A 12496-nucleotide genomic window follows, 5' to 3' on the forward strand; every position below is an offset into this window, starting at 1 on the left:
TGTGCTCCTTTCATTGTGGCCGCAAAGTCCAAGGACTCGACGTTAACGTAAATATAATGCGAGTGAGCCCTCCCTCACTCCTGACGACGCCCTGTTGTCAGAAAGTGAACCCAGTCCATACGCCCTTGTTCACGAGCAGCGGCGACGGCCTTCGATACGTCATAAACCACTTTATTCAATGACACATTCCAGCCCCCATCTTCAGCTTGGGTAAGCATTGCGTAAGACGCCATAGAGGAATACGTTTCCATCGCATGAGAAAAGGGCTCATCATCTTCATAAGCAGGCAAACCGACACTTCCCGGATTCACAACGCATTGCCCTGTCGATAATTGAACACATCGTGGCAAATGAGTATGCCCACAAAGAACGATAGGCGCGGTCACACCAGCCAATAGCTCAATAATGTCACCATCATCTCGAACGACGGCACGTCCAGAAGAAGCGTCCTCTAACAAGTAGGTAAGATCATCGCTAGGCGTGCCATGACAGGCATAAATGCCACTGGGCAGGGAGAAGGTATTGGGAGGAGTTGATGTGTCAGGAAAAGCACGTGTATCAAAAGGGAGCTGCTGCATCCACGCTAATGGCTCTGCCCCTAAGTCATCCAAGATAAACTGCATGGTTGGATTGGCTTGCACTTCACTGTCTGTCGCTTGAAAGATCTGACGATCTTGGTTACCGCAAATTGTCAGTGCGTTCAATGTCCGTAAATATTCATACGTTTCACGAGGTGCGATAGGCCCATAAAGTATATCGCCCAAGTTAATAAACTCGCTTATTCCTTTAGCGCGAGCATCAGCGACTACTGCTTTTAAGGCATACACATTACTGTGTATATCTGATATCACTGCAAATTTTTTCAACAACACACTCCTTGTGTTTCTGCGCCTACCTTAGCACGGACTATTCAGCTTGATCAGAACTCAGCATACGACTGACTTTATGTCCGCAAGCAAAGCTCACGACAGCAATGGTGACAAAACTCATCACGGCATAAGCACTGCCTACCCACTTCGACACGCCAAATCCCCAAACAAAACTAAATACCAAGCCATTAAACGCCTCTGGGATCCATTGGTAAATAGGAAACTGAGAGCCCTCTACAATAAAAAAGACACTCAAAAACAGGGCAATCAGTGCAAAAAGCCCACCCACGATATTATGACGATGAATACTCACCTGTTCCCCTTTCGAATCTGTCGTTTTATCAAAAATCTCATAGGAGACAGTCTACTCTGAGATAAGCCATTGCTCAAAAATAACCGTCCGCTTTCGAGAGTCAGAATAATAAAACGGGGCGGGTATGAATAATCCCTTGGTTTGCACCTGACTAACCTGAGACAATCGCTCGTGTAATCCTTATATCAAACGGTTCATTATGAAACTTTTAGTTCGCAATCTTGCGCGCACCACGACAGAGCATGAAATCCGTGTTCTTTTTTCAACTCATGGCTCAGTGGGCGAATGCACACTCGTTCTAGACCAAGAAACGGGTCAATCGAAGGGCTTTGCTTTTGTTGAAATGCCAAACGACGATGAAGCGAAAGCAGCTATCGCGGCACTGAATCTTAGCGACGTAGCCAAAAGCAAAATCCGAGTAAAACGCGCCGAAGGTTAACGTTAAGGTCACCTTGTGCCAGCAAGACAGTTGGCAAGATACCAAACAAAAAAATGCCACGTGTAGAACGTGGCATTTTTTATCAACGTATTGCGGTTACTTTCTTAGAGCATTAAGACGTGCTTGGGCAATTCCAAATACCGTATCGATGGGATAGCTTCCTTCCAGCGATGGCGTGCCCGCTTGCTTACCAGTAAATAGCTCAACGGCTTCTGTCACATGGTCAATGGCCCAAATATGGAACTCACCTTTTTCGACAGCTTTAACAATATCAGCGCGTAACATGAGATTATGGACATTAGAGCGAGGAATGATGACGCCCTGCTCGGAGTGTCGCCCCTTAATCTCACAAACGTCAAAAAAGCCCTCTATTTTCTCATTTACTCCACCTATGGGCTGAGACTCGCCAAACTGATTCATAGAGCCAGTAATGGCAATGTCTTGTCGGTTAGCTTGGCCGGAAAACGCCGACACCACGGCACAAAACTCTGCCATGCTGGCACTATCCCCGTCTACACCGCCGTATGATTGTTCAAACGTAATGGTTGTAGTCAGCGGTACTTTCGCTGTTTTGCCGAATACGGAAGACAAATACGCGGTAAGGATCATCACCCCTTTAGAGTGAATACTGCCGCCAAGATCGACGCTACGTTCTATATCGATCACCTCACCTTCACCATAAGATGTCGTTGCAGTAATGCGATTAGGCGCGCCGAACATATGGTCGCTGGTACTCAATACCGATAAAGCATTGACTTGTCCAACCGCTTCGCCTTGGGTATGAATCAACGTTGTACCGTTGGTAAACCCTTCCATTACGCTATCTTGGAGGCGATTGACTCGCATTTGCTGATAACTCAAGGCTTGCTCAACATGCCCGACACGAATCAGGTTAGACTTGGCATTTCGAGCCACGTAATTTGACTCTCGCAACAGATTGGCGATGTGAGCTGAATGCAACGACAGTTTCTTTTGGTCGCCAGATAAACGAGAGCTGTGCTCAATAATTCGCGCAATCGCTTTTCGATCACAATGCAGCATATTGTTGTCGTGGATAATACTGGAAATAAAACGCGCATAATGCAATTCAGAATCAGCGGTTCGCTTCATCTCATCTTCAAAATCCGCGGTCACTTTAAATAGCTCACTGAACTCTGGATCATAGTGTTGCAGTAGTTGGTAAGTTCGGTAATCACCAAATAAAATGATCTTTACATCAAGAGGAATAGGCTGAGGATCTAATGACACCGCGCCCGTCAACGTGACCTCTTTTTCTAATGAAGTAAAGCTCAGTTGCCTTGAGCGCAATGCTCGCTTCAAACCATCCCAAACATAGGGCTGTTCTAACACTTTTACTGCGTCCATCAACAATACACCACCATTCGCTTTATGTAGGCTACCTGCGCGAATTAGCGAGAAATCGGTGAATACCGTCCCTTTGTACGTTGCGGTTTCAATATACCCAAACAGTGAATGGTAGTTAGGGTTTTCTTCAACGATGATGGGCAGTTCTTCGCTGGTCTGCTTCACTAACACATTCACTTTATAGCGACGAGGGAAGTTTTTATCCAGTGACGCAGTAGCAATTTCACCCTGCTCATTGCCTTCCTCAAGAAAGATATCGACGTTTTCACAAATATCCTTTTGAAGCTCTGTCAGGTACTGTTTGATTTCAGTGTAACCATTGTAGCCTTTTTTCAACTTTTTAATGAGATGAGCAATCACGCCTAGCGTCACCTCGTCATTCAATTTCTGAATGTTATCGGTGTACGTCTCTTCAAGCGCTGTTAATTCACGCGCCATACCACGTAAACTAATTTCTAGCTCGTCGATGTTAGCGCCAAAACGAGTCTGCTCCTCTTCAGGCAGTTCATCGAATGACTCTTCACTATGCAGATCTTCACCATTCAGAGCGACAAATTGGTAATCACCTTGCGGAGTAATAGTTAAGCTAATCCCTTTCGCTTTCGCTTCTTCACTCAACTTCGCGAGTTCGGCTTGTTGCACGCTAGCTAAATCATTCTTTAACTTGTCCGCCCGACCATAATAAAGTTCATTATCAAACGCCATTGGGATCGCTTTCATCAGCTTAGCGATGAGCTTCTCGACGTCTTGCTTCAGGCGCGTCCCGGTACCACTGGGAAGCTTCAATACTTGCGGAATACGAGTATCCGAGAAATTGGCAACATAGCACCAATCAAATAGCGCCTCACTGTCATGCTGATGACGGCTGAGATACCGCAGTATCATGGTTCTTTTCCCTAAACCATTTTGCCCAATCGCATAAATGTTGTATCCCTTCTCTTTGATCGACATAGCGAACTCGACCGCTTTTTGCGCCCGCTCTTGACCAACAATTTCATCAATAGGAGAGAGTTCTTTCGTTGATTTACAAGGCAACTTTTCCAACTCTGCCGCATAGTATAGCGATGTGGATTCTAATCTTTGAATAGCCATAACCCGCTCCTGAACATTCTTGTTATGATTTCAGTTTAGCTGAATTACTTTTAAAATTTAGTGACTTACTCTAAAAACCAGTTTAAGTGTTCATTTTTTACACAATCAAGTAGTTTCCGATTTCGTGCCCAATGCGAGCTCGGTGCTTAAATACACCATCACAATCCGTAGCAGCCAATGCATATGAGCAATGCAACAGTAAACAAAAACAGACAACTTAACTTTTCAATAATGCTCGCACTAATGACAATAATTCGTATTGCATACCGCTAAAATAGGTCTAACATCAGAGATGTGTATTCCTATTGTTTACTGACTACCATGAAAAAAATACTGTTTGCTTTACTGCTCTCTTCCAACGCTCTAATGCCTGCGAGCGCTTGTACTGGGATATCACTCTCCGCTCTTGATAATAGCCACATTCAGGCAAGAACCATTGAGTGGGGGGAAAGTAACCTCAATAGTCGGCTGATTGTTTCCCCTCGAGATTATGCCTTTACCTCAACCATGCCCGACCAACAAGCTGGATTGACATGGCGTAAGCCGGTATGGGTTTGTTGGTATCTCAGTCAGCGATGATCGCTTTATCGGCGAGGGGGTAAATGAAGCAGGCCTAAATGCTGGATTGTTTTACTTTAAGGGTTACGGATCACTCACGCCTTTTGATCCTAACCACGTAAAAAATACTATCACCGACATGGACTTTGTCCGTTGGATGCTTTCTAATTTCAAGACCGTTGAAGAAGTCAAAGCGGCGCTAAATACCATTAATATCGTCACGGTGTATATTGATAAAGATGGCCAACCATCACCGACGGCTCACTGGCGCGTGACGGATAAAAGTGGCAAGAGCATTGTCATTGAGATCATGAACCAAGGTGAAATTAACATCTACGATAACAACGTTGGCGTTCTGACCAATTCACCCACCTTCCCTTGGCACGTCACCAATTTAAATAACTACGTTAATTTGCAGCCAGGCAGCAGTGCGCCTCGTCAATTTGGTGATGCCAAAGCCACTTCCTTTGGTATTGGTACTGGGTTTTTAGGATTACCTGGCGACATCACTCCGACTTCTCGCTTTGTACGTGCCGCATTTTATGTCAGCACGGCGCCCGACGCTAAAACAGCAGAGCAAGCTATCTCGCAAGCATTCCATATTCTAAATAACTTTGATATTCCTATTGGCAGTGAATTTAATAATGAGCATCGAGCGCATATCCCAGACTTACCAAGTGCGACACAATGGACATCTGTGATTGACCAAAACAACGGTTTTCTCTACTACAAAACGATGTATGACAGCCAAATAAAACAAGTCGACGTCAACAACATCGACTTTAATATCGAAAAAGAAAAAGCCTACCCACTAGATAATGGCAAATTTAGCGTTAAAGCTATCAAACTTTAGCCTAACGCCAAGCCAAGCTCACATCCGATCTTTCGGCGCTCTAGACGCACACTAGCGCGCCGATATGTAACCAACTCCCTCTCCCCCCACAAAAAAAATTGCCGAATTTCCCTACTAAGTTGTCGAGCATACTCACAAGGTATACGGTTGCCTTTTACTCTCAGCTCGACATTCGTTATGTTGTAATCTCTATGCATGCTTTATGGACAAACTCACACATGGATAAACTCATCGCGCTATCTCGCTTGTTATTTGCGCTTGCCTTAATCGCACTTGCAGCGTCAATCTATTCCTTTACTCAAGAAGCAAGACAATTGCGTACCGAGCTACCAGCACTGTTGGCGCAAGTAGACACGACAGCACAACGTATCACCCCTGTCATAGAGGAAATCAATAACCTGCAATCCATTGTGCCGTCCATTTTGGCGCAAAGCGCAGAGTACCAAAGATTGGTACCCGAAGTGCTGCAACGTATTGACGACATTAACCAACAACTGCCCATTGTTGTCGGCGAAGTTGCGCAAGTACGTGATGCGATCCCACCTATTCTCGCCCAGAGTGAGGCGTGGCATGGTTCATTACCCAGCGTCCTAAAACAAGTCGACCATACCAACCAAACGGTTCGTCAAACGAATCAACAAATAAATAAAGTGAATCAGCAAATACCTGACATTTTGGCCGAAAGCGCAGCACTTCGAAAAGAGGTACCTGAAATCATTGTTCAAGCCGAAGGGTTGGTCGCTCAAGCTGAACAAGCGGGTCGAGAGGCAAGCAAAGGCGCCGTTTCTGGTGTCATTGGCGGCATTCTCAACTCTCCTTTTCAATTAGTCGACAAAATTACCGACGTGTCTTCAGATACCTTTGGATTAAAGCAAGATAAGAGCTATACCGACGGAGATAGAGATAAACACAAAGCCGCACTAACTAAACTAATGAAAACCCCTAAAAAAGGCCACTCTACTCGTTGGTCCAATTCTCGTTCAGGCAATAGTGGTGAAGTCATCATCCAGTCGGTGAGCCAGGAGAGTGACGCAATCTGTTACAGCATTTTAAGCCGCCTTAACATTGCGACAGGCCCAGATAAAGGCACACATAACGTCATTACAGACAAGTGTGTTGAAGACTAATACGTTCACAACCTGAGGTAAGAAATGACCATAGAGTACATCAAAGATAGCGCCGTTGAGGAAACATTAAATCAGCAATTAATTACCTTGCTGAGCGCTTGTTTCACCAAACCTAGTGACGAGCGATTTAAAACACAACGCTATTACAATGAGATGCCCGCTCATCGCTGGTATATAAAAGACTCTACATCCAATAGGTTAGTGGCTCACCTTGCTGTCCACGAGAAGCATGTTTATCACAATGCCAAACCGATTGTCATTGGCGGCATTGCGGAAGTTTGTGTTCATCCCGAACACAGGGGGCAAGGTTATGTGAAACAACTACTTGAGCACGCGCATATAAAGATGGCGCAACTGGGAATGCAGTATTCGATTCTATTTGGTCGTGATGAAGTCTATTCATCCAGCGGCTACAAACGGGTCACCAATTTTTTCCTAATGGATAAGTCGATGTTAATGCCCGGTACCAATATCTCAGCAATGGTACGCCCCATTCCGCTACAAGGTCGCGCATGGCCAACCAGCCGAGTAGAGCTTAGAGGATTGACATTCTGAGCGGTAAATACAACCGTGCCCTACTCGTTGGCAGGGCACGGTTATATTTACCAGCTATCGGATTCTTCGCGTTCTCAGCTATGGTTTAGCGGGGACATTTTTCATCATTGAACCTATAATTTGCGCCATCTCTGCTCGCTGATCCGGATCTTCTATACGGCGCTCGGTTGGGCCTTGCGCTAAGACTCGCCAACGGGGAAAGTCGCCTAACGGCGCAAAGGCTGCGATATATAAGCTGCCTTTTTCCCCACTTTCGCCCGGTTCGGCCGCGACTTGAATACCTGTCGAAATTTGCGTGCTAGCAAAAATATCATCATCCGTCATCTTCGATTCTGTCGCGATACCAAATTCCATCCACATCTGCGGGGATTGCGAAGGCGCCACTTTGACAAACCCTTTATTAACCAGTTCTTGGTCAATAAGGCTTTGAATCACCGAAATGTATTCTTTAGCATCTATTTCTTCAGAAACATGCGCGACTGCCGCATCTGATTTCCACGAATAGGTATTTGGCTTGCTTGCTGGCAAAAACGAAAAGTCACCTGTGGTGGCGATACCATAAGAAAAATTGGCTTGAGGCGGAGTAACCGTGGTGCAACCCATTATGAATAAGCTACTCATAACGAATACTAATAATGATGACTTCATACTCGTGCTCTTTTTTTACTCAGTTATCGTCTAATACTAATTCACGTTTTTACCAGTGCCTAGTAAAAACAACCACTTTGCTAGTACGCTAATGGCTTATTGTACCTCTAGCACCCACTCTAAGACGTCTCACGCTCTGTAGTAATTACGCTAATTGTAGTAATCACGCTAATGGTGGTAATTACGCTAATCTACGACGCGGTTCGCGTGACTGTTGCTATTACTGATACGGTTGCACACGTTTCTAGCCGTATACGTACGCTTATTGATACACCGCACGGTAAGCAATCCCTTCTAATCGTTTACGCAGCGTTTGAGCATACCCTTGGTCACTATCATAGCGCTCCAGAATCTGTAAGATATCAACATCATCGCCATAGAGCGCTTGATTAAGAGCTTGGTTTAACTTGATTTGAAAGGTATCGATACTGCCACCGAAATACAGCCCTGTATTCTCAGACACCATCATGGCTGAAATGCCACTGGTACCACCCACCACTTTACCACTGACACCTGACCCAAGAGTTAAGTCCGCTGTCCCACCCATTTTGATCGGCTGTTGTACTAGGTCGTCCACAACATCGTCTGACAAAATGACACCGATTCCACCAATTTTTTGCGCCCCAGCCAGTAGACCAAACATAAAGCTCGTAAACTCGACAAAAACTGGCTCACTCCATTGATGTTCATGTCTAGTTAGCAGTATTCCCTCTCCCCACTGTGCGCCCACAAGAAATCCGGCTTGCCCGCCTATAGGAAAAATAACCACTGCTTGGGCGACCCCTGTCAAACGCTTCACCGATTGCCAGTGAGCAGTAGAATCAAACTTATCTATTTCCTCAGCCGCTAGCGCGATAACCTTGGAAGCTCGCTTGGCTTCTTCACTTTGAGAAGGTGCGGCAGGAGTATGAATGCTGGAAGTATTCGCTTGCAACGATTGCGTCTTCAATGCCATTACATCGTCTGAAGCCAACGTTGAAACACTAAGAAGAGAAAGACCGAACACGAGCGCACGGCTTAAAAGAAGAGGTAGGTCGCGCATAACTGACTCCAAAGAGGGATTGGAGCATATAGTATCAAGAAAAAGTGGCGCTGATTACGCCACCTATTAACAATGTTGCCACTTTAACCCAAGTCTGACATTAATCCAGACTAAGAATTCGCGACAACAGTGCAATGACCATAAGCATTGAGTCATGAACATGAACAGTGAGTAATGCGTTACTTACGCCCCACTCCCATCAGTACTGGACGTGTACCTGAGTCAGTTTCAACCTCAAATGGCACCGATACGGTTACACTGTCAAAGCCCGCATTAAGCAATATCGTCTCTGCTCGTTGTGTTGTCATACCGTAATCAAGGTCATCACTATCCACCGCCCAGTCCCAGTGAACAAATAAACCGTATTCGTCGAGCAAGGTATAGATAATATTCGCGGTTTCCTGAGGATTGCCAAGAAAGCCGCATACAGAAGACGCCACCACTAAATCAAATTGATTACGAAATGCTGGATGCTGAGCGACTAAACCGCGTGTCAGGAAGTCAACCACAGGTTCAACATTCACTAACGCTTTTTTGTCCAACTCTTCAATCATTGATTCAGAGCCATCTAATGCGATGATTTGTTTCGTACATGGCGACATTAACTGGCTTAGCAACCCAGTACCACAACCAAAATCTAGCACCGTCTTGCGGGTCAGAGAGGTGATTGCCGTTAACTCTTCAAAACAAGATTGAGCAAAAACTGCCGTCGCTTGATTGTTTTCCCATGTCGCTGCGTACTCATCCCAATCGTTTGACATCGTTCACTCCATTTATTTCATCAGTATTGGTTACAGATCCCACACTGATTTTAATTCCTTAATCTCTGGCCCTAGATTAAACCAGAATACCCGCCAATTCCTAGTGTTATCTTCGTAATCTTTGCGATACATGCTATGATTTTACCCTGCATTTATTGCCGAAATTTTATCATTGGATGACTATGAACTTTACTCAAATTGAAGCGTTTTGTGCCGTCGCCGAAACAGGTTCGGTATCTGCTGCTGCTCGCCAGATCGACTGCAATAGAACCAAACTCAGCATGGCAATTAAAGCGTTAGAGAAAGATCTCGGGACAGAACTCTTTGTTCGCCTCAAGCAACAATGTCACCTTGTCTGAAACTGGAAAAGCCATTTATAAAGACTGTGAGAATTTACTGATCACCTCCGATAGAATTCGCAAAACATGCGCGCAGATCTCCGGAGAATTTGCGACAGAAGTGTGGATCGCTCACGACGACTCGCTTCCAGACACACTATGGCAAGATCTCACCGTACAAATTAACCAAAACTTTCCTGCCATTTCATTTAACGTTGTCTTAGCCTCTTCTGGTGATTTATCCGCTTTGGTCGAAAAAGGTCAAGTGGACTTCGCGTTTGGTGTCGACTACGAACGTATCGATGATCCTAGAATTGTCTATCAACCGCTAGGGAAAATCCGCATGATGTCGGTATGTCGTTCTGACCATAAACTGTCGAAATTACCCCGTGTCTCCGACGACGTTCTCCGCAACTCTATGCAAGTCTCGTTAGCCTATCTCAACGAAAAAGCGAATCCTGAATTGCTGCCTTTTTCCTTGAAATACATTGGGTTTTCAAGCTTTGAATACATGCTCAAAACCATTATCTCTGAAGGCGCATGGGGAGTGCTGCCTGAGCCTCTCATTCGTCAGTATCTTCGCGAGCAGAAACTCTCGGTTATCAAGCACACTTACGGACTCAACCAAGAAGACTTTTGCATGTTTACTGCGGTAGGTATGTCCGAGCACCCTGCGATGACGTGGACAGCGGATCAAATCAGTGATTATCTGTTTGCCTTTTAAGTATCTATACCTTTATCTCTTTTCAACGAACAACCTCAGCTAAATCATAGCTCACCATCTCTGACGGCTGACGTTCCTCGTTATTTCTCTCCCTTATTTCTACCTTCCATCAGTGACCGTCAGTTTTTATGACACCAAGATATATATCACATACCATTGAATTAAAAGAAAAAATTTAAATTCGCTCATATCCACTCTTACTACCGCCTCAACTATTGTTTGAAATAACACCACATAGAGCAAACAATAGACTTAGAAATTAAATAAGGTATATGGTATGCGCCCGAACAATGGAAATAGTGAAACAAGAACGCTAACAGTCTCAGCCTTTATTGCTACAGTCTTTGCTGTTGGTGGTTTAGTGGTAGGATTGGTCATGGGGTCTCTTGTCATTGCTTTTGACGGAGTGTATTCATTAGTCAGCTTGCTGTTAACATTATTGTCACTGGCAGCGGCAAACCAATTAAAAAATAATCATAGCATGCTATCACTGCTTGGTCGTAACCGTGTTGAAGCCATCGTTATTGCCATTAAAGCGTCAGTAATTCTACTGATAGTCAGTGTCTCTTTGTACTCTGCGGTCTCTGCCATGTTCTGCCGGTGGGCGCCCGATTGACACGTCTGTGGCAACCATATTTGGCGTGTTAAACGTACTCGGCTGTGGTTACGCATGGTGGTACATTGAAAACAAAAATAAAGCGCTGGCTTCAAATTTAATTAACGCCGAATCAAAACAGTGGCAAATGGACACCATGCTTAGTGTTGCGGTAACTGCAGGCTTTATTGTGGCTTGGTTTGTCGAGCAAACACCATGGGCAAGTTATAGCATCTACGCAGACCCGATGATGATGATTCTAATGTCGGCCTACTTCATTAAAGTACCCGCTGTAATGTTAAAAGAAGCCTTTACTCAGCTTGCGATTGAAAAAATAAAGCGCGAACGCCAATCACGAACCACACGCACTGCGGCAAGTAAACGAGTTGCTCCAAGTAAACGAGTAGCGACAACAAGCGCGTAATTAAGTGTTAAAAGCCTGTCTTTAGTCAACAATATTAGGGTGAGAGAGATGCTGGTAATGCCGTATCTCTCTTTTTAATCCCTTGAACGTTTCAATCGCCCCATCAATGGCTAACTGATTCACCAACCAGTCGGGGAGTGCTCCCCCTGGATCGGCAAAAGCGGTATACATGATAAATACCTGCCCATCACCTAACTTAGTTAACTCCCAACGAGACTTCACTTGAGTAATACGAATAAACCCAGCTTGCTTGGCAAGATATTCGGATGCGTCTCGTATTTCCAATACAAAACGTTTACCTTGCTGGTAGTAGCGAGAATAGGTCACCATATCACGATCTAACGCGGGCCACGGTGCGGCGAACGTCGTGTAAACAATATTTTCATTGACCGATAGTTGCGACAACACCTTAGTTTGATCGACGTTATGCAGCCACGTCGGTACATGCTCAGTATCTTCGAAAAGGAGCAAGAAACCACTAAAGGTCGTCTCCACATCGGCATGGACTCGAATTTCAACCAGCCCATCCTTATGTTCTCTTTTATACAACGTAATCGCATCTTGGTTGTAGCTCACAAGCCAAGGCTTACGCACCACTTGAGCAGAGTCTGATGTGGTTTCTGATAGCCCAGAGATCGGCAACATAGCCAGCGCCACCAGCGCCGCGCGCATGAGTGGTTGTCGTATATAACGGTGCACTATTCCATCCTTGTCAAAGCTAACTTGTTCTAACTATTACGTTAGTATCTATTACGTTAGTGTATCAAAGGGCATTTCGCGAACCTGCGACAAA

General features: G+C 45.0%; 10 protein-coding genes and 3 pseudogenes. 6 read left to right on the plus strand and 7 right to left on the minus strand.

What is annotated here, in order from left to right:
- Positions 1–74: 74 nt before the first annotated feature.
- Positions 75–866: a metallophosphoesterase family protein gene (locus AC0L66_RS18390; protein WP_473570291.1), complete on the minus strand. Its 792-nt coding sequence runs from the start codon at positions 864–866 to the stop codon at positions 75–77.
- A 40-nt stretch (positions 867–906) separates the two neighbouring features.
- A complete protein-coding gene (locus tag AC0L66_RS18395) occupies positions 907–1182 on the minus strand; it encodes a hypothetical protein (protein WP_473570293.1) in 276 nt (91 codons plus the stop codon).
- A gap of 199 nt (positions 1183–1381) precedes the next feature.
- Here AC0L66_RS18395 and AC0L66_RS18400 point away from each other — a divergent pair, with 199 nt between their 5' ends.
- Positions 1382–1621, plus strand: coding sequence for an RNA recognition motif domain-containing protein (locus AC0L66_RS18400; protein WP_265675469.1), 240 nt, complete (start codon positions 1382–1384; stop codon positions 1619–1621).
- A 96-nt stretch (positions 1622–1717) separates the two neighbouring features.
- On the opposite strand, the gene AC0L66_RS18405 is transcribed toward AC0L66_RS18400, so the two are convergent.
- The gene (locus AC0L66_RS18405; RefSeq protein ID WP_473570295.1) at positions 1718–4078 is read right to left on the minus strand and encodes a Lon protease family protein; all 2361 of its coding nucleotides are present in this window, start codon (positions 4076–4078) and stop codon (positions 1718–1720) included.
- A gap of 321 nt (positions 4079–4399) precedes the next feature.
- Here AC0L66_RS18405 and AC0L66_RS18410 point away from each other — a divergent pair.
- The 3 genes and pseudogenes from AC0L66_RS18410 to AC0L66_RS18420 all read left to right on the plus strand — a co-directional run bounded on the left by AC0L66_RS18410 (position 4400) and on the right by AC0L66_RS18420 (position 7171).
- Positions 4400–5489: pseudogene (locus AC0L66_RS18410) on the plus strand (linear amide C-N hydrolase).
- Positions 5490–5707: 218 nt separating this feature from the next.
- Positions 5708–6616 (plus strand): hypothetical protein, encoded by a 909-nt coding sequence (locus AC0L66_RS18415; protein WP_473570296.1) that lies wholly within the window; start codon positions 5708–5710, stop codon positions 6614–6616.
- A gap of 24 nt (positions 6617–6640) precedes the next feature.
- Complete coding sequence (locus AC0L66_RS18420) at positions 6641–7171, plus strand: GNAT family N-acetyltransferase (protein WP_265675465.1); 531 nt, start codon at positions 6641–6643, stop codon at positions 7169–7171.
- A gap of 78 nt (positions 7172–7249) precedes the next feature.
- Here the strand turns inward: AC0L66_RS18420 and AC0L66_RS18425 are convergent, their stop codons facing one another.
- From AC0L66_RS18425 to AC0L66_RS18435, 3 genes are all read right to left on the minus strand, one after another.
- Positions 7250–7819 (minus strand): DUF4136 domain-containing protein, encoded by a 570-nt coding sequence (locus AC0L66_RS18425; protein ID WP_265675464.1) that lies wholly within the window; start codon positions 7817–7819, stop codon positions 7250–7252.
- Between the two features lie 262 nt (positions 7820–8081).
- Positions 8082–8861, minus strand: a complete 780-nt coding sequence (locus AC0L66_RS18430; RefSeq protein WP_265675463.1) for a lipid-binding SYLF domain-containing protein — start codon at positions 8859–8861, stop codon at positions 8082–8084.
- A 179-nt stretch (positions 8862–9040) separates the two neighbouring features.
- Positions 9041–9622 (minus strand): class I SAM-dependent DNA methyltransferase, encoded by a 582-nt coding sequence (locus tag AC0L66_RS18435; protein WP_265675462.1) that lies wholly within the window; start codon positions 9620–9622, stop codon positions 9041–9043.
- A gap of 182 nt (positions 9623–9804) precedes the next feature.
- On the opposite strand from AC0L66_RS18435, the pseudogene AC0L66_RS18440 reads away from it, so the two are divergent.
- Positions 9805–10684: pseudogene (locus AC0L66_RS18440) on the plus strand (LysR family transcriptional regulator).
- 277 nt (positions 10685–10961) lie between these two features.
- A pseudogene (locus tag AC0L66_RS18445) lies at positions 10962–11601 on the plus strand (cation efflux transmembrane domain-containing protein); the annotation flags it as partial.
- Positions 11602–11724: 123 nt separating this feature from the next.
- Here AC0L66_RS18445 and AC0L66_RS18450 read toward each other — a convergent pair.
- Complete coding sequence (locus tag AC0L66_RS18450; protein ID WP_265675460.1) at positions 11725–12402, minus strand: START domain-containing protein; 678 nt, start codon at positions 12400–12402, stop codon at positions 11725–11727.
- Positions 12403–12496 lie beyond the last annotated feature (94 nt).

The sequence above is a fragment of the Vibrio sp. GJ43-1 genome, assembly GCF_055808835.1.

Coding starts and splice junctions, on each gene's coding strand:
- AC0L66_RS18435 (WP_265675462.1), bottom strand. CDS start 9,622: ATGTCAAACGATTGGGATGAGTACGCAGCGACATGGGAAAACAATCAA.
- AC0L66_RS18400 (WP_265675469.1), top strand. CDS start 1,382: ATGAAACTTTTAGTTCGCAATCTTGCGCGCACCACGACAGAGCATGAA.
- AC0L66_RS18415 (WP_473570296.1), top strand. CDS start 5,708: ATGGATAAACTCATCGCGCTATCTCGCTTGTTATTTGCGCTTGCCTTA.
- AC0L66_RS18430 (WP_265675463.1), bottom strand. CDS start 8,861: ATGCGCGACCTACCTCTTCTTTTAAGCCGTGCGCTCGTGTTCGGTCTT.
- AC0L66_RS18405 (WP_473570295.1), bottom strand. CDS start 4,078: ATGGCTATTCAAAGATTAGAATCCACATCGCTATACTATGCGGCAGAG.
- AC0L66_RS18420 (WP_265675465.1), top strand. CDS start 6,641: ATGACCATAGAGTACATCAAAGATAGCGCCGTTGAGGAAACATTAAAT.
- AC0L66_RS18425 (WP_265675464.1), bottom strand. CDS start 7,819: ATGAAGTCATCATTATTAGTATTCGTTATGAGTAGCTTATTCATAATG.